The organism is Gaetbulibacter sp. M235, assembly GCF_043876835.1.
Lineage (GTDB): Bacteria > Bacteroidota > Bacteroidia > Flavobacteriales > Flavobacteriaceae > Yeosuana.
On sequence record NZ_JBAWJZ010000001.1, the window covers coordinates 146893 to 163296 of the forward strand.

The 16404-nt window shown below is 32.3% G+C and carries 15 protein-coding genes; 8 read left to right on the forward strand and 7 right to left on the reverse strand.

Annotated elements, in window-relative coordinates; all coding sequences use genetic code 11:
• The first annotated feature begins 85 nt into the window (after nucleotides 1–85).
• Nucleotides 86–1981, forward strand: a complete 1896-nt coding sequence (locus V8G69_RS00685) for a T9SS type A sorting domain-containing protein (protein WP_394879742.1) — start codon at nucleotides 86–88, stop codon at nucleotides 1979–1981.
• A 125-nt stretch (nucleotides 1982–2106) separates the two neighbouring features.
• Nucleotides 2107–3087: an acyl transferase gene (locus V8G69_RS00690; protein ID WP_394879743.1), complete on the forward strand. Its 981-nt coding sequence runs from the start codon at nucleotides 2107–2109 to the stop codon at nucleotides 3085–3087.
• A gap of 139 nt (nucleotides 3088–3226) precedes the next feature.
• Here V8G69_RS00690 and tyrS read toward each other — a convergent pair whose 3' ends face one another.
• Nucleotides 3227–4522: a tyrosine--tRNA ligase gene (gene tyrS, locus V8G69_RS00695; protein WP_394879744.1), complete on the reverse strand. Its 1296-nt coding sequence runs from the start codon at nucleotides 4520–4522 to the stop codon at nucleotides 3227–3229.
• 87 nt (nucleotides 4523–4609) lie between these two features.
• Here tyrS and V8G69_RS00700 point away from each other — a divergent pair, with 87 nt between their 5' ends.
• The gene (locus V8G69_RS00700; RefSeq protein ID WP_394879745.1) at nucleotides 4610–5620 is read left to right on the forward strand and encodes an NAD-dependent epimerase/dehydratase family protein; all 1011 of its coding nucleotides are present in this window, start codon (nucleotides 4610–4612) and stop codon (nucleotides 5618–5620) included.
• Here the strand turns inward: V8G69_RS00700 and V8G69_RS00705 are convergent.
• Genes V8G69_RS00705 through V8G69_RS00715 form a run of 3 tightly spaced genes read right to left on the reverse strand, consistent with a single transcriptional unit; the run spans nucleotide 5580 to nucleotide 8203 of the window.
• Nucleotides 5580–6125, reverse strand: coding sequence for a DUF4296 domain-containing protein (locus tag V8G69_RS00705; RefSeq protein ID WP_394879746.1), 546 nt, complete (start codon nucleotides 6123–6125; stop codon nucleotides 5580–5582). The two genes, V8G69_RS00700 and V8G69_RS00705, sit on opposite strands and share 41 nt — an antisense overlap.
• The gene (locus tag V8G69_RS00710) at nucleotides 6125–7471 is read right to left on the reverse strand and encodes a dihydroorotase (protein ID WP_394879747.1); all 1347 of its coding nucleotides are present in this window, start codon (nucleotides 7469–7471) and stop codon (nucleotides 6125–6127) included. The genes V8G69_RS00705 and V8G69_RS00710 overlap by 1 nt, the downstream gene beginning before the upstream one ends.
• A 9-nt stretch (nucleotides 7472–7480) precedes the next feature.
• Nucleotides 7481–8203 carry a polyprenol monophosphomannose synthase gene (locus tag V8G69_RS00715; protein WP_394879748.1) on the reverse strand — a complete coding sequence of 241 codons (723 nt, stop codon included), beginning with the start codon at nucleotides 8201–8203 and terminating at the stop codon, nucleotides 7481–7483.
• A 167-nt stretch (nucleotides 8204–8370) separates the two neighbouring features.
• Between V8G69_RS00715 and V8G69_RS00720 the strand changes: the two genes are divergently transcribed.
• Nucleotides 8371–9015 (forward strand): DUF4271 domain-containing protein, encoded by a 645-nt coding sequence (locus V8G69_RS00720; protein ID WP_394879749.1) that lies wholly within the window; start codon nucleotides 8371–8373, stop codon nucleotides 9013–9015.
• A gap of 25 nt (nucleotides 9016–9040) precedes the next feature.
• On the forward strand, nucleotides 9041–9790 hold the full coding sequence (locus V8G69_RS00725; RefSeq protein ID WP_394879750.1) for a uroporphyrinogen-III synthase: 750 nt from the start codon (nucleotides 9041–9043) through the stop codon (nucleotides 9788–9790).
• Nucleotides 9791–9843: 53 nt separating this feature from the next.
• Here V8G69_RS00725 and pckA read toward each other — a convergent pair whose 3' ends face one another.
• Both pckA and V8G69_RS00735 read right to left on the reverse strand, forming a co-directional pair.
• Nucleotides 9844–11460: a phosphoenolpyruvate carboxykinase (ATP) gene (pckA, locus tag V8G69_RS00730; RefSeq protein ID WP_394879752.1), complete on the reverse strand. Its 1617-nt coding sequence runs from the start codon at nucleotides 11458–11460 to the stop codon at nucleotides 9844–9846.
• Between the two features lie 76 nt (nucleotides 11461–11536).
• Entirely contained in the window at nucleotides 11537–11920 is a 384-nt protein-coding gene (locus tag V8G69_RS00735) for a DUF423 domain-containing protein (RefSeq protein ID WP_394879753.1), read from the reverse strand.
• Between the two features lie 79 nt (nucleotides 11921–11999).
• On the opposite strand from V8G69_RS00735, the gene V8G69_RS00740 reads away from it, so the two are divergent.
• Together V8G69_RS00740 and V8G69_RS00745 are read left to right on the forward strand one after the other, a co-directional pair.
• Nucleotides 12000–13364 carry a saccharopine dehydrogenase family protein gene (locus tag V8G69_RS00740; protein ID WP_394879754.1) on the forward strand — a complete coding sequence of 455 codons (1365 nt, stop codon included), beginning with the start codon at nucleotides 12000–12002 and terminating at the stop codon, nucleotides 13362–13364.
• Nucleotides 13365–13446: 82 nt separating this feature from the next.
• Nucleotides 13447–13917, forward strand: coding sequence for an Lrp/AsnC ligand binding domain-containing protein (locus tag V8G69_RS00745; RefSeq protein WP_394879756.1), 471 nt, complete (start codon nucleotides 13447–13449; stop codon nucleotides 13915–13917).
• 106 nt (nucleotides 13918–14023) lie between these two features.
• Here V8G69_RS00745 and V8G69_RS00750 read toward each other — a convergent pair whose 3' ends face one another.
• The gene (locus V8G69_RS00750) at nucleotides 14024–15565 is read right to left on the reverse strand and encodes a glycine--tRNA ligase (RefSeq protein WP_394879757.1); all 1542 of its coding nucleotides are present in this window, start codon (nucleotides 15563–15565) and stop codon (nucleotides 14024–14026) included.
• Between the two features lie 110 nt (nucleotides 15566–15675).
• Between V8G69_RS00750 and V8G69_RS00755 the strand changes: the two genes are divergently transcribed.
• Nucleotides 15676–16353: a ComF family protein gene (locus tag V8G69_RS00755; RefSeq protein WP_394879758.1), complete on the forward strand. Its 678-nt coding sequence runs from the start codon at nucleotides 15676–15678 to the stop codon at nucleotides 16351–16353.
• Nucleotides 16354–16404 lie beyond the last annotated feature (51 nt).

Sequence of the window (16404 nt, forward strand, 5' to 3'; positions counted from 1 at the left end):
TAAAAAACAGCTTAATAGGCTGTTTTTTAGTTTTTATTCAAATTTATCGTTATTTTTATAACTTAATTAATTAATTTCTCTTAATATGAAAAAACTTTACATTTTGCTTTTTAGTATTTTAATTTCTGGTTTGTCTTTTGGGCAGGCTTCTATAACGGCATTAAATAATGCTTATTCTGAAAATTTTGATGGAATGACCTCTTTAGGAACTACATTTCCAACAAATTGGACCGCTATTAGAGCTGCCGGAAGTGGCACATTAAATCAAGTTTTAACGATGGCGGTTACTGATGGTGCTACTACTTCTGGAAATATTTATAATGTTGGAACAGCTTCTGCTCCCGATAGAGCCTTTGGTTCTCTAGCTTCTGGCACTACAGTTCCTGCTTTTGGAATGTCATTTATCAATAATACTGGAGATCAAATAACCCAGTTTAATATTGCATTGTTGGTTGAACAATGGAGATCAGGAAGTTCAAATTCTGTAAATGAAGTGCTCGCTTTTTCTTACAGCATTGATGCTACTGGTTTAGATAATGGAACATGGGTAACAGCTTCAACACTTGACATTAATGAAATTTTAACTACAACTACAGCAGCAGCAGCGGTTGATGGCAATTTACCTGCCAATCAAGCGGCGATGAACGTTACCGTTACCATGTCCTCACCATTGGTGAATGGCGGGACTTTATGGATTAAATGGGTTGACACTAATGATAGTGGATCAGATGGAATATTAGCTATTGATGATTTCTCATTTACCGCAACTTCTAGCGCTTTAATATCTACCCTTACCATTAACAACGGTCCCGCAGATGGAAGCAACACTATTGGGTCTCCCGAAGATGTTAATGCTACCATTGATTTCATTACTACAAACTTTACCATGTCCAATGATGCCGGCGGCGGTGTTAGCGATAATAGCGGCGATGGCTATATTGCTTGGTATGTTGAAGACACTAGTGATAATAGTATGGTGGATAGCGGTAACATCTTTACATCTAACGATGGCTTTGAATACCCAATATCTGGGTTGACCGTAACCAAAACTTATTTTTTCTTTTCAGAATTGGTTGACAATTCAGGTAATTCATTGGTGCCTGCTGTTACATACTCATTTACAATTACTATCCCGGCCTATAATGATGTGCCCGATTTAGCTACGCTTAGAGCAGGTACTGTTGACCCAGACACTTATTATCGTGTTACCGGAGAAGTCATTAATACCTATTCTAGGTCTTTAAACAACCAAAAATATTTTCAAGATGCCACAGGAGGCATTTTGGTTCATGATCCCTTTTTTGACATTTCCACGGTTTATAGCGAAGGAGATGGTGTCACTAACATAAGAGGACATCTAGAACTTTTTAACGGGTTATTGGAACTCATTCCTACATTTGCCGATTGGGGTGCTCCAAGTTCAACAGGAAATATAATTACACCAGAAGTGGTTACAATAGCAGATGTTCAAGCTAGTTTGGGAACTTATGAAAGCAAATTAGTTCGTCTAAATGGAGTTACATTTGCAGATGGCAATGGCATAAACAATTTTACTGCACCTTTAAATTATGTGATAAATGATGGTACCGCCTCAACATTTAGAACTAATTTTTCTGAAGCAGATTATATAGGGCAAACTATTCCAACTGGTGCAACCAATATGCTTGTTATTGTAGGTAATTTTAATGGTGCAGAACAATTTACAGCTCGTTCTTTATCTGAATTAACTTTATCAACAAAATTCAATCAAATTAAAGGTTTTGCTATGTATCCTAACCCAACCTCATTAGGTTATGTAAACATTACTAGCAAAAGCAATGCAAAAATGTCTGTCGCTGTATTTGATATGTTAGGTAAGCAAGTAATTAATGAAACCGTTAGTAACAACACTCTTAACGTTTCTAATTTAACTTCTGGTCTTTACTTAATGAAAGTGTCTCAAGACAATGCCATTTCTACCACAAAATTAGTTATAGAATAAGCATTAAAAATCATATTATTTTAAAAGCGTTACCAATGGTAACGCTTTTTTATTTTAGTACTTTTGTCTTATGTTCTCGATACAAAAATTGTATGCCAATTTTCACTCGAACTGACAGCCATTAAATGATAGATTTTAACGCCATTTTTAATATTCAAACTGAGCAAGCATTCAATGCATTGGCTTTGGATATTTTTAACTATCAGTTTAAAAACAACAAAGTTTACAGGTCGTTTTGTGATTTGTTATACAAACATCCAAGTGATATAAAAACCATTCAGGACATTCCTTTTTTACCCATTCAATTTTTTAAAACCCATGAGGTTTTAAGTTCTCAAAATCCTATTCAAACAACTTTTACAAGTTCAGGAACTACAGGAGCAATTACAAGTAAGCATTTTGTCACCAATTTAAATATTTATAAATCAAGTTTCACAAAAGGGTTTGAAACGTTTTATGGCGCCATTGAAGATTATGTGATTCTGGCTTTATTACCTTCTTATTTAGAACGCGAAGGCTCTTCATTAATTTATATGGTGGATGCCATGATTAAGCAATCAAACCATCCGGAAAGTGGGTTTTATCTCAACAACTTATCTGAATTAAAAAACACGTTGATTGATTTAGATTCAAAAGGGAAAAAAGTGCTTCTCATTGGTGTTTCGTTTGCCTTATTGGATTTAATAGAAACCTATCAATTCAACTTAAAACATACTATCGTTATGGAAACCGGCGGCATGAAAGGACGAAGAAAAGAATTGATACGTGAAGAACTTCACCATGAATTAAAAAAAGGGTTTGGTGTAGACAATATCCATAGTGAATATGGAATGACTGAATTGTTAAGTCAGGCGTATTCGAAAGGCAATGGATTTTACAGTTCGCCACATTGGATGCGCATTCTAACTCGCGATACCGAAGATGCTTTGAGCATTCAACCTATTGGAAAAACGGGTGGCATAAATGTGATTGACTTGGCAAATATTAATTCTTGCTCTTTTATTGCTACACAAGATTTAGGGCGCGTTCACGATGATGGTTTGTTTGAAGTGATTGGACGTTTTGACCATTCAGATATTCGCGGTTGCAATCTTATGGTTTTATAAATAGTTTCTTTGAAAAAATAATGATTTTAAGTTGTAAGGATTATTAAATATTACCGACAAAAAAACCAGCTATAAAAAAGAAAATAATTTTTTAGCTGGTTGGTTAGTTTTAAAAGCCTGATTTCCCTGTCAGGCTTTTTTATTGAACACGTATCACAAAGTAATTTTTCTTACCACGTTGTAATAATACAAACTTATCATTAATCAAATCAGACGTAGTGATTTTATAATCTTCACCCACTTTTTCTTTATTAACCGAAATTGAATTTTCTTTTAGTGCTCTTCTGGCTTCGCCATTTGACTTTAAAAATCCTGTTTTTTCAGCTAAGGCTCCAATAACATCCAATCCATTTTCAACATCTGCCATTGATACTTCTGCTTGTGGCACACCATCGAAAACATCTAAAAAGGTTTGCTCGTTCAAATGCTTTAAATCATCACCGGTAGAGTTTCCAAATAAAATATTACTGGCTTTAATAGCATTCTCCAAATCTTCTTTTGAATGAACCATGGTAGTAATTTCCTCAGCTAAACGCTTTTGTAAAATGCGCAAATGTGGTGCTTCCGTATGTTCTTTAACCAAAGCTTCAATTTCTGATTGGGTTAAAAACGTAAAAATTTTAATATACTTTTCAGCATCTTCATCACTTGAATTTAACCAATATTGATAAAATTTGTATGGTGATGTTCTATTGGCATCCAGCCAAACATTTCCGCCTTCGGATTTTCCAAATTTTGACCCATCAGATTTTGTGATTAATGGACATGTAATAGCAAATCCTTTACCATTTCCTATTCTTCTTATCAATTCTGTTCCTGTAGTGATATTTCCCCATTGGTCACTACCGCCCATTTGAATCGTGCAATTTTTATCATTATATAAATGTAAAAAATCGTAGCCTTGAACTAATTGATAGGTGAACTCTGTGAAGCTCATCCCTTCTGTAGAATCGGAAGAAATCCTGTTTTTTACAGAATCTTTTGCCATCATATAATTTACAGTAATGTGTTTACCAACATCGCGAATAAATTCAAGGAATGAAAAATTCTTCATCCAGTCGTAATTATTAACTAAAATTGCAGCATTTTCAGCATTGCTTTCAAAATCTAAAAAATGAGCCAATTGCTTCTTAATAGCTTCTTGATTATGGCGTAACGTAGTTTCATCAAGTAAATTTCGCTCGTTAGATTTCCCTGAAGGATCACCAATCATACCGGTAGCTCCACCAACCAAAGCAACAGGACGATGTCCACAACGTTGGTAATGCGCCAATAACATGATAGGCACTAAATTTCCAATATGTAAAGAATCGGCCGTTGGATCAAAGCCAACATAAGCACTACGTATGCTTTCCATTAAATGTTCTTCGGCACCAGGCATTACGGTATGAATCATCCCTCTCCAAGTCAATTCTTCTACAAAATTTTTAATCATTTTTTAATATTTTTGGTAAACTACGGCAAAGATAAAAATCAATGTAGAATTACTCATGTATTCTGAATAATTCTTTACATTAGTTGCATGATTTTAGTAACAGGCAGCACAGGTTTGGTTGGTTCACATTTGTTATACAAATTGGCAAGTGATGGAGAAAAGGTTAGAGCCATTTATAGAAATGAAAAAAAATTGGCTAACATTAAAGATGTGTTCTCTTGTTACACAGATAATTATGAAACTATTTTTAATTCCATAGAATGGTTTGAAGCAGACATTCTTGATATTCCTTCTCTTTCAGAAGCTTTTAAAGACATTACATATGTATATCATTGTGCCGCTTTTGTTTCTTTTGAACCCGACAAATATCATTTATTAAGAAGAACAAATATTGAAGGAACAGCCAATGTTGTAAACCTTTGTCTTTCAAATGACATAAAAAAACTATGCCATGTAAGCTCTATTGCAACTTTAGGGCTTCCCAACAACACTAATATAATAAATGAAACATCTGAATGGAATCCTGAAGCCAACAATACTATTTATGGCATTACTAAATATGGTGCCGAGATAGAAGTTTGGAGAGGTTCACAAGAAGGGCTTGATATTGTAATGGTCAATCCTGGTGTTATTTTAGGAGCTGGTATTTGGCGTTATGGAAGCGGAAGCTTATTTAAAAAAGCTTATCAAGGTCTTAAATATTTTACTTCTGGTTCTATTGGATTGGTTGACGTTGAAGATGTTGTAAGCATTATGGTAGCTTTAACCAAAAGTAATATTACTAATGAGCGATTTATTTTGGTTGCTGAAAACTGGAGTTATAAAGATTTTTTACAAGCCATGGCAAAAGCTGTAAATGCGAAAATACCTGAGAAACTTGCATCTATAAAATTATTGCAAATTGGTTGGCGATTAGATTGGCTGAACCATAAACTGTTTGGAAAAAGAAGACAACTCACCAAACATTTGGTTTCTTCTTTAAGTACTCAAAAAACTTTTGAAAATACAAAAATCAAATCACAGCTTCAATATGATTTTAAACCAGTTTCTGAAAGTATTACTGAGATTGGTTCGTTGTACTTGAAACAGGTTCAATAAGCTTTGGAGTTACTTTCTTTTTTTTCAATATAACATCAATAATTGAATCGTTTACATTCAACAATTTTAGCGAATCTTTCTTTTTTATAATGTCTAAAGAATCTCTTTTCTTAATTCTGTTTAAAGAATCTTGTTTCTTTTTTTCTGCTTCTTCTTTAAGTAATAGCTCGTCATAGAATTTGTTTAGTGCTTCTAAACTATCCCTAACTTTATTATAAATCTCGTCATAATCATCAATATGATAAGCATAATAATTGTTGCTTAAAGCAAATGTTGAACTATCTATTTTATATTTTTCATAAACATAAGCCTCAGAATAAATACCTTTCTTTTTTAAAATAATTTGGTTTGATCCGTTTGCAGAAGCCAGCAATCTAAGGTCTATAATAATATTGATCATTTCTTTTTTTGAAAGCAGATGACTAGGCTTTTCTGGCTTGCTAATGTTATAGCAGGAAACCAATAATAAAGAGGCAAAAATGAATATGATGATTCGTTTAAACATTATCTGTTAAAAGTTAATCGTTTTGCAGATTTAAAATTATGAAATTTAGCATTTTCATAAGCCAAATTACCATTAATAAACGTATGTGTTATTCTCGATTTAAAGGTGGTGCCTTCAAATGGAGACCAACCACATTTATATAAAATATTTTCTTTTTTTACGGTGTAAGGATTATTCAAATCGACTAAAACCAAATCGGCAAAATAACCTTCTTTAATAAAACCTCTTTTTTCAATTTGAAATAAAATTGCCGGATTATGACACATTTTCTCAACAACTTTCTCAATGGATATTTTTCCTTTATGATACATTTCTAACATCGCAGAAAGCGCGTGTTGTACCAAAGGTCCACCTGAAGGTGCCTTGGTATACACATTTTTCTTTTCTGCCAATGTATGTGGAGCATGATCTGTAGCAACAACATCTATCCTGTCGTCAAGCAACGCCTCCCAAAGTTGATCTTTATCTTTTTTAGTTTTTACTGCCGGATTCCATTTAATCAAAGTCCCCTTTTTTTCATAATCTTCGTCTGTAAACCATAAATGATGAATGCAAACTTCAGCAGTAATTTTCTTGTCTTTTAAATGGATTTTATTAGTGAAAAGTTCTGTTTCTTTTCCTGTTGACAAATGAAACACATGCAATCTTGCTCCAGTTTTTTTAGCTAATTCAATAGCCGTTGAAGAGGACAAATAACAAGCTTCTTCACTACGAATTTCTGGATGACATTTAATTGGGATATCTTCTCCATACTTTTCTAAATAGGTTTCTAAATTCGCTTTAATTGTAGCTTCATCTTCACAATGTACCGCTATTAACAGGTTGGTATTTTTGAATATATTTTCTAATACTTTTGGGTTATCAACCAACATGTTTCCTGTTGAAGATCCAAGAAAAAGTTTTAAAGCAGCAACCTGAGTTGCATCTACTTTTAAAATTTCTTCTAAATTATCATTTGTTCCACCAAACATAAATGAATAATTAGCATAGGATGTTTTTGAAGCTATCTCAAACTTTTTTTCTAATTCCTCAATTGTTGTTGTTTGTGGATTCGTATTGGGCATTTCTATAAATGATGTGATTCCACCAGCAATAGCTGCTTTAGATTCCGTTTCAATAGTAGCTTTATGGGTTAATCCTGGCTCTCTAAAATGAACCTGATCATCAATAACTCCAGGTAGCACATGCTTTCCTTCAGCATCAATTACAAAAACGTCAGAAGACTTAGCGCTTATAGATTCACCAATTTCTTTAATATATTCATCTTCTATTAATATGTCACCACTAAATGTTGTACCCTCATTTACAATATGTGCATTTTTTATAAGTATTGTTCTTTTCTTCATAAATCCTTTCTATTTTTTGAAAACACTATTAAGTTTCATTGAAATTACACCAAAAATAGCTTCTGAAATTATTCCTGAACTTAATTTTGATTCTCCTTTTGTTCTATCTGTAAATATCACCGGAACTTCAATTATATTAAACTTTTTAAGATACACTTTAAATTTCATTTCTATTTGAAACGCATAACCTATGAATTTAATTTTATTTAAATCTAAAGTTTCTAATACATTTCTTCTGTAACAAACAAAACCAGCTGTTGTGTCTTTAATTCTCATTCCTGTAATTATTCTCACATAAACAGAGGCTAAATATGACATTAAAACCCTGTTCATTGGCCAATTAACAACATTAACTCCTTTTATGTACCTCGAACCTATAGCAACATCCGCGCCAATTTCATCGCATGCTTGATATAATTTAATAAGGTCTTTTGGGTCATGGGAAAAATCGGCATCCATTTCAAAAATAAACTCATAATGGTTTTTTAATGCCCACCTAAATCCATGAATGTAAGCAGTACCTAATCCAGATTTTTCTTTTCTTAATTCTAAAAATAAGCGTTGAGGAAACTCTTTTTGTAATTCTTTAACTTTCAATGCTGTTAAGTCAGGAGAATTGTCGTCAACAATAAGAATGTTTACAAAAGCAGATTGAGAAAACACTGCTTTAATAATAGCTTCGATATTCTCAATTTCGTTATATGTTGGTATAATTACAACGGCGTTTTTCATAAATTCCCCAATCTTATTTTAATGTAATTTAAACCTAAATTTAATTTTAACAGACAAAACATTAAATGCGAATATTTTGGCAAATGTACATTATTTAAAATTTACTTTTTTTTAAATATTCCTTAATAATTACAACTATATATTATTATTTATAATAATTTTATGACATGCTTAGAGACCTTCCTAAATATGAATTGTTTACTATTTTAATTGTAGTAGGTGTTCTTTTTATTGCCATTGCTAAAGCAATTCATCCAAAGCGTTTCAATGATTTTGTTTATGTGATAGGAAACTCAAAGTATCTTAAAATTTACGCCAAAGAGCAAAAGTTCTTTGATAAGTTTGATGCCTTAATATTTATAAATTTAATTTTATCGGCAGGCATATTTACATTTATCTGTTTGCAGTTTGAAAATAATAATTTAACACCAACCATAGATTCCATGTTTAAAATAACTTTTGGAATTGGTATTTTTATTTTAATAAAAGTACTTTTAGAACGACTTATAGGAAGTCTTTTTGAAATTGATAAATTAATTGATCAATATCTGTTTCAAAAAATAAGTTACAAGAATTTATTGGGCATATTCTTAATTCCTATAAACCTTTTGTTGGTTTATAGTTTTAAGCCTTCGTTAACGGTCCTTTTTGCAATTGTTATTTTTCTTCTTTTAATCAATATTTTAGGGTTAATTACTACAATTAAAACAAATCTAAGTTTAATAAAACAAAACTTATTTTATTTTATTTTGTATCTTTGCGCACTTGAAATCGCGCCTTATATTATAATTTACAAGGTATTTATTTCATAATAAAAACAGAAACTACTAGCGCCCTATGAAAGTGAAAACAATTTTAGTATCACAGCCTGAACCTAAAATAGAAAATTCGCCCTATTTTGATCTTCAAGAGAAACAAAAAGTGAAGATAGATTTCAGACCTTTTATTCATGTAGAAGGTGTTTCGGCAAAAGAAATCAGACAACAAAAAGTAGATTTAAACAACTATACTGCTATCATTTTAACTAGCAGAAATTCTGTTGATCATTTTTTTAGAGTCGCTGAAGAAATGCGCTTTAAGGTGCCAGATACTATGAAATATTTTTGTCAATCAGAGGCCGTGGCTTTTTATTTGCAGAAATATGTGGTTTACAGAAAACGTAAAATATATGTTGGAAAAAGATCGTTTTCTGAATTATCCCCATTAATTAAAAAGTATAAAGACGAAAAGTTTTTATTACCAAATACCGACAAGGTAAAACCTGAAGTTCCAGACACCATGAATGCCTTAGGTGTTAACTGGAAACTTGCCACATTTTACAAAACAGTAATAAGTGATCTTTCAGATTTAGCAGATGTATATTACGATATATTAGTGTTTTTTAGCCCTTCTGGTATTGAATCATTATTCCACAACTTTCCAGATTTTAAACAAAACAATACAAGAATTGCTGTTTTTGGAGACACCACCATTAAAGCTGTTGAAGAGAAAGGCTTACGTGTAGATATTGCTGCACCAACTGCTGAAACTCCATCTATGACCATGGCTTTAGAAAAATATATAGACAAAGTTAATAAAGCTAAATAATAGATTTTATATAAAAAAAAGAGCGACTTAAATAAGTCGCTCTTTTTTTTTTGTTAAAATGTATATCGTTGGGGTCCGCCTCGACGAATTTCTTCGCTTGCAAAAGCCTCAAATTTCTTAAAGTTTTCCCTAAAAGCATTCGTTAATTTAAAGGCTGTTTTATAATAAGCCTCATCATCATTCCAAGTAGTTCTAGGACTTAAAACAGAAGTTGGAACTCCTGGACACTCTCTAGGTTGAGCAACTCCGAATACAGAATGTATATGATAGTTATCATAAGTATATAATCCTAAATCACCATTTAATACAGCATTAATCATGGCACGAGTATATTTTAGTTTCATTCGTGTTCCAACACCATATGGGCCACCAGTCCAACCCGTATTTACCAACCAAACATTAACACCCGCTTCAGTCATTTTTTTACTTAACATTTCTGCATATTTTGCAGGATGCAATGGCATAAAAGGAGCTCCAAAACAAGCAGAAAAAGAAGGTTGTGGTTCTACAACACCAGCTTCAGTACCAGCAACTTTAGCAGTATAACCCGAAATAAAGTGATAAGCCGCTTGGCTAGGTGTTAGTTTTGAAATTGGAGGCAAGACCCCAAAAGCATCAGCTGTTAAAAAGAAGATATTTTTTGGGTTTTTACCAATTGATGGAACTAAAATATTATCAATAAAATCAATGGGATAACTAACTCTTGTGTTTTCCGTTATAGATGTGTTTTCAAAATTAACATGTCCATTAGAATCTAAAATAACATTTTCTAAAATGGCTCCTGGTTTAATAGCATTGTATATTTCAGGCTCATTTTCTGCTGACAAATTAATTACTTTAGCATAGCAACCTCCTTCAAAATTAAAAATACTGTTTTCTTTAGTCCATCCATGTTCATCATCACCTATTAGTCTTCTATTTGGATCTGCTGAAAGTGTTGTTTTTCCGGTTCCTGAAAGTCCAAAGAAAATAGCAGTATCACCATCTTTACCTACATTGGCGCTGCAATGCATTGGTAAGGTTTCTTTATAAACTGGTAAGATAAAATTTAAAGCAGAAAATATACCTTTTTTAATTTCTCCTGTATAACCTGTTCCTCCAATTAAAGCAATTTTTCTTGTGAAATCTAAAATAGCAAAATTGTGTTGTCGTGTTCCATCTTCTTCAGGATTTGCTAAAAACCCAGGGGCATTTATAACAATCCATTCTGGTTCAAAGGCCAATAATTCTTCCTCTGTAGGTCTAAGAAACATGTTATAAGCAAATTGATTACTCCAAGGAAATTCTGTAATCACTCGAATATTTAATTTATAATTTTCATCAGCACAAGCATAACTATCCCTTACAAACACTTCTTTGTTTGAAAGATAATCTGTTACCTTATTATATAGTTTTTCAAATTTATCTGAAGAAAAAGGAATATTAATATTTCCCCACCAGACTTTGTCTTTAGTAATATTATCTTCAACAATAAATCTGTCTTGAGGTGATCTTCCTGTAAATTCTCCTGTATTAACAGCTAAAGCTCCAGATGATGCTTCAACACCTTGACCTTTTTCAATAGAAATATTATGAAGTTCTTCAGGTGAAAGTTGATATCTAACTTGCGCTTTTTTGATACCGTATTGCTCCAACTCAATCGTTTTCGTAAACTGGTTATAATTTGCCATAATTTTGATTAAAAATAATTATTCGGCAAAAATAAAATATTATTTTAATGTTTTCACTTATTTTTTTTGAATATTATCACTGTTTTTTTACGAAATTCACAAACAATAAAATCCAAGAAATTATGAGGAACAAACCTCCAATTGGAGTTATAAAAGCAATCGTTTTAAAATCAAAATTTGTTAATAAATTAGTAGCTAATCCATAAATAGATCCAGAAAAAAATAACCAACCAATAACTGTAAAATAATAAATAGCTTTCTTTGATTTATTAGAAACATATGACGTGCTTCCCACAAAAAGCAGAAATAGTGCATGATACATTTGATATCGTACACCAGTTTCAAATGTTTGAACCGATTCAATAGAGATTAATTGCTTTAATCCATGGGCTGCAAATGCTCCTAAAATTATTCCTGTAACACCTAAAAGCGAGGCTGAAATTAATATTGTTTTGTTCATATTTATAGTTATTGTGAGTTTATAAAACCCTTTGTATTTATTACATTAGTGCTAACAAAATTACTCAACTAAATTCATTATGCGAAAGATTTTAATTATTGGTTCAGGAAAATCTACTTCTTATTTAATAAAATATTTATTAGATAAATCTGAATCTGAAAATCTATTAATATCTATTGGAGACATTAATATTGATCATGCGAAACATCTTATTAACAACCATCAAAATGCCAATGCCTTTTTGTTGGACATTTTTGATTCAAACTCGCGTACTGAAGCCATTAAAAACAGTGACATAGTAATATCTATGCTGCCAGCAAGTTTGCATATTAATGTAGCAAAAGACTGTATTCTATTTGGGAAAAATATGGTAACAGCTTCGTACATAAGCCCAGAAATGGAAGCTTTAAATCAAGAAGTAATAAATAAAGGACTGGTTTTTATGAACGAAATTGGCGTTGATCCTGGTATTGACCACATGAGTGCCATGCAAGTGATAGACAGAATTAGAGCCAAAGGAGGAAAAATGATTTTATTTGAATCTTTTACTGGCGGATTAATAGCTCCTGAAAGCGACAACAATCTTTGGAATTATAAATTTACTTGGAACCCAAGAAATGTTGTTGTTGCTGGACAAGGTGGAGCAGCAAAATTTTTGCAGGAAGGCACTTATAAATACATTCCATACCATAGATTATTTAGACGTACTGAATTTTTAGAAGTAGATGGTTTTGGCAGATTTGAAGTATATGCTAACCGGGATTCTTTAAAATATCAGAGTGCTTACGGGTTAAATTCTATTAAAACCCTATATAGAGGTACCATGAGACGTGTTGGTTTTAGTCGTGCTTGGAATATGTTTGTTATGCTTGGTTTGACTGATGATAGTTATACTATAGATGATAGTGAGCATATGAGCTACAGAGATTATATTAATGCATTTTTACCTTACAGTCCATCTGATTCTGTTGAATTAAAATTCAGGCATGCCTTAAAAATCGATCAAGATGATATTGTTTGGGATAAACTTGTAGAGTTGGATATTTTCAATCCTAAAAAAATGGTTGAACTCAAAAAAGCAACACCAGCCCAAATACTTCAAAAAATATTAATGGATAGCTGGACGCTAGCAAAAGATGACAAAGATATGCTTGTAATGTACCATAAGTTTGGATACGAATTAAATGGCAAGAAATATCAAATTGACTCTACAATGGTATCGCTTGGGGAAGACCAGACTTATACAGCTATGGCCAAAACAGTTGGGTTACCAGTTGCTATTGCTACTTTGGCTATTTTAAATAAAAAAATTACAACTCCTGGAGTTCAAATTCCTATCACAAAAGAGGTGTATGAGCCAATTTTAAAAGAGCTAACTAATTTTGGCATTACATTTAAAGAAAAAGAAGTGCCTTACCTTGGTTACAATCCTTTAAATATTTAATTTTTTTCAATATCTATAACACCAATTATTGTTACAGTTTAAAATCATATATCTATATTTATATTTTAAAATGTAAGACAGAATGAAAACCACAAATCAAACCCTAGATATAGATGGTATCGACAAAAAGATACTTCGCGCTTTAATGGAAGATGCCAGAACTCCTATTCTTGAAATTGCACGTAATGTAGGAATTTCAGGAGCAGCCATACATCAACGTTTACGAAAACTTGAAAAATCAGGTTTGATTTCTGGGTCTAAATTTGTTATTAATCCAAAAATTTTAGGCTATACAACTATGGCATTTATTGGTATTTATTTAGATAAAGCTATGAGCAATCCTGAAGCCGTTAAGCAACTAAAAAAAATACCCGAAGTTTTAGAATGTCATTATACTACTGGTAATTGGAGTGTTTTTATTAAGATACTTTGTAAAGATAATGCGCATTTAATGCATTTACTTAACAAAGAAATACAGTCCATTTCCGGCGTTTCCAGAACGGAAACTTTTATTTCTTTAGACCAACAAATTGATAGGCAGATTAGTATTTAAAATAAAAACCCAAGCAGTTGCTTGGGTTTTGTGATATTGTGTGATGCTGAAACAACCCTTCGTCTTCGCTCAAAATGACATCTTCAGCATGATAACATCTGTTTTATTACATCTTCATAAGCCAAGTACGCATATCAACATCTTGCTTAATAATATCTCTTAAAGCTTCAATTTTAACACGCTCTTGAAGCATGTTATCTCTATAACGAATGGTTACTGAATTATCTTCTAACGTATCATGGTCAACAGTTATACAGAATGGAGTTCCATTGGCATCTTGTCTTCTATAACGCCTTCCAACAGCATCTTTTTCATCATAAACCACATTAAAGTCCCATTTTAATTCATCAACAATCTGACGCGCTATTTCTGGCAAACCATCTTTTTTAACTAAAGGCAAAACTGCTGCTTTAATAGGTGCTAATACACTTGGCAAAGCTAATACCGTTCTGGTACTTCCATCATCAAGCGTTTCTTCTTTTAATGAATTTGAAAACACAGCTAAAAACATTCTGTCTAAACCGATAGAGGTTTCTAACACATAAGGCACATAGCTTTTGTTTTCTTCTGGATCAAAATATTGCAGTTTTTTACCTGAATATTTTTCATGCTGACTTAAATCAAAATCTGTTCTTGAGTGAATACCTTCAAGTTCTTTAAAACCAAATGGAAATTTAAATTCAATATCGGCAGCAGCATCGGCATAATGGGCTAGTTTTTCATGATCATGAAAACGATAGTTTTCTGCACCCATTCCTAAACTTAAATGCCACTTCAATCTTGTTTCTTTCCAGTGGTTATACCATTCAACTTGCGTTCCTGGTTTTATAAAAAATTGCATTTCCATTTGTTCAAACTCACGCATTCTAAAAATAAATTGTCTTGCAACAATTTCATTTCTAAAGGCTTTACCTGTTTGTGCAATTCCAAAAGGAATTTTTAAACGACTTGTTTTTTGAACATTTAAAAAGTTGACAAATATACCTTGAGCAGTTTCCGGACGCAAATACAAATCCATAGCATTTTCTGCAGATGCACCAAGCTTAGTACCAAACATCAAATTGAATTGCTTCACGTCTGTCCAGTTTCGAGACCCTGTTAACGGATCGGCAATTTCCAACTCCTCTATAAGTGCCTTCACATTGGCTAGATCTTCATTTTCCAAAGATTTTGCCATTCTAGAAAGAGTTGCATTTATTTTCTCTTGGTATTCAACAACACGTTGATTAGTTGCCAAAAATTGCTCTTTATCAAAAGTGTCACCAAAACGTTTTGCAGCCTTTTCAACTTCCTTATCAATTTTAGCTTCAATTTTAGCACAATAGTCTTCAATTAAAACGTCTGCTCTGTAGCGCTTTTTTGAATCTTTATTATCAATTAAAGGGTCGTTAAAGGCGTCAACATGGCCAGATGCTTTCCACGTAGTGGGATGCATAAATATTGCAGCATCAATACCTACAATATTTTCATTCATTTGTACCATGGCTTTCCACCAGTATTCGCGGATATTTTTCTTTAATTCGGCTCCGTTTTGTGCATAGTCATAAACAGCGCTTAATCCGTCATAAATCTCACTGCTCTGAAACACATATCCGTACTCCTTTGCATGAGAGATTACCTTCTTAAATTGATCGTCTTGATTTGTCATGGTGCAAAAATAAAAAAGCGATTTAAACAAATGGAATTGTTTGCTAAAAATTATGTCACATTTTGATATATTTTTTAGTTAAGTTTACATAAGTACATATCTGTTTTTCAATGTTAAAGTCCATCATTAATTTATTCTTTCCAAAGGTTTGCTATACATGTCATGAACTTTTAAATGATAATGAACTTGATTTATGTACAAATTGCAGGAATAATTTACCTGTAACTGATTTCCATTTTAATGATAATGATACCGTTTTAAAAATATTTTATGGCCGCGTTAAAGTTGAAAATGCGACAGCATTGTTGCGATTTGAAAAAAAAGGAATGGTACAGCAACTTATTCATGGATTGAAATATAAAGGTCAAGAACAGATTGGCGTATTTTTAGGCGATTGGTTGGGAAGTGATTTAAAAACCATTAAAGCTTATGAAGATATTGATATGGTGATTCCTGTACCGTTGCACAAAAAAAAGCTAAAAAAAAGAGGTTACAATCAAGTAACCAAATTTGGCCAACATATTGCTGAAGCCTTAAATGTTTTATATGCTGACGATGTGCTTTTAAAAGTCACCAACACCAATTCCCAAACGCTTAAAAATCGTTTGGCACGTTGGACAAATAATGACGAATTGTTTATGCTTCAAAATAAAAACAGCATTGCCAATAAGCATATTCTTTTGGTTGATGATCTAATAACTACAGGTGCCACTATGGAAGCCTGCATTACTGCTTTACAACAGGCAGAAAATGTAAAAATAAGTGTAGCAGCTATGGCAATTGCATAATGAGTTTTATCGTTATATCTGTAAAATTATGTAGGTTTGCTTAAATTTTGT

Excerpts from the sequence above, each read along its gene's own strand:
- V8G69_RS00685 (WP_394879742.1), top strand. The coding sequence starts at position 86 with ATGAAAAAACTTTACATTTTGCTTTTTAGTATTTTAATTTCTGGTTTG.
- V8G69_RS00690 (WP_394879743.1), top strand. The coding sequence starts at position 2,107 with ATGATAGATTTTAACGCCATTTTTAATATTCAAACTGAGCAAGCATTC.
- tyrS (WP_394879744.1), bottom strand. The coding sequence starts at position 4,522 with ATGATTAAAAATTTTGTAGAAGAATTGACTTGGAGAGGGATGATTCAT.
- V8G69_RS00700 (WP_394879745.1), top strand. The coding sequence starts at position 4,610 with ATGATTTTAGTAACAGGCAGCACAGGTTTGGTTGGTTCACATTTGTTA.
- V8G69_RS00705 (WP_394879746.1), bottom strand. The coding sequence starts at position 6,125 with ATGTTTAAACGAATCATCATATTCATTTTTGCCTCTTTATTATTGGTT.
- V8G69_RS00710 (WP_394879747.1), bottom strand. The coding sequence starts at position 7,471 with ATGAAGAAAAGAACAATACTTATAAAAAATGCACATATTGTAAATGAG.
- V8G69_RS00715 (WP_394879748.1), bottom strand. The coding sequence starts at position 8,203 with ATGAAAAACGCCGTTGTAATTATACCAACATATAACGAAATTGAGAAT.
- V8G69_RS00720 (WP_394879749.1), top strand. The coding sequence starts at position 8,371 with ATGCTTAGAGACCTTCCTAAATATGAATTGTTTACTATTTTAATTGTA.
- V8G69_RS00725 (WP_394879750.1), top strand. The coding sequence starts at position 9,041 with ATGAAAGTGAAAACAATTTTAGTATCACAGCCTGAACCTAAAATAGAA.
- pckA (WP_394879752.1), bottom strand. The coding sequence starts at position 11,460 with ATGGCAAATTATAACCAGTTTACGAAAACGATTGAGTTGGAGCAATAC.
- V8G69_RS00735 (WP_394879753.1), bottom strand. The coding sequence starts at position 11,920 with ATGAACAAAACAATATTAATTTCAGCCTCGCTTTTAGGTGTTACAGGA.
- V8G69_RS00740 (WP_394879754.1), top strand. The coding sequence starts at position 12,000 with ATGCGAAAGATTTTAATTATTGGTTCAGGAAAATCTACTTCTTATTTA.
- V8G69_RS00745 (WP_394879756.1), top strand. The coding sequence starts at position 13,447 with ATGAAAACCACAAATCAAACCCTAGATATAGATGGTATCGACAAAAAG.
- V8G69_RS00750 (WP_394879757.1), bottom strand. The coding sequence starts at position 15,565 with ATGACAAATCAAGACGATCAATTTAAGAAGGTAATCTCTCATGCAAAG.
- V8G69_RS00755 (WP_394879758.1), top strand. The coding sequence starts at position 15,676 with ATGTTAAAGTCCATCATTAATTTATTCTTTCCAAAGGTTTGCTATACA.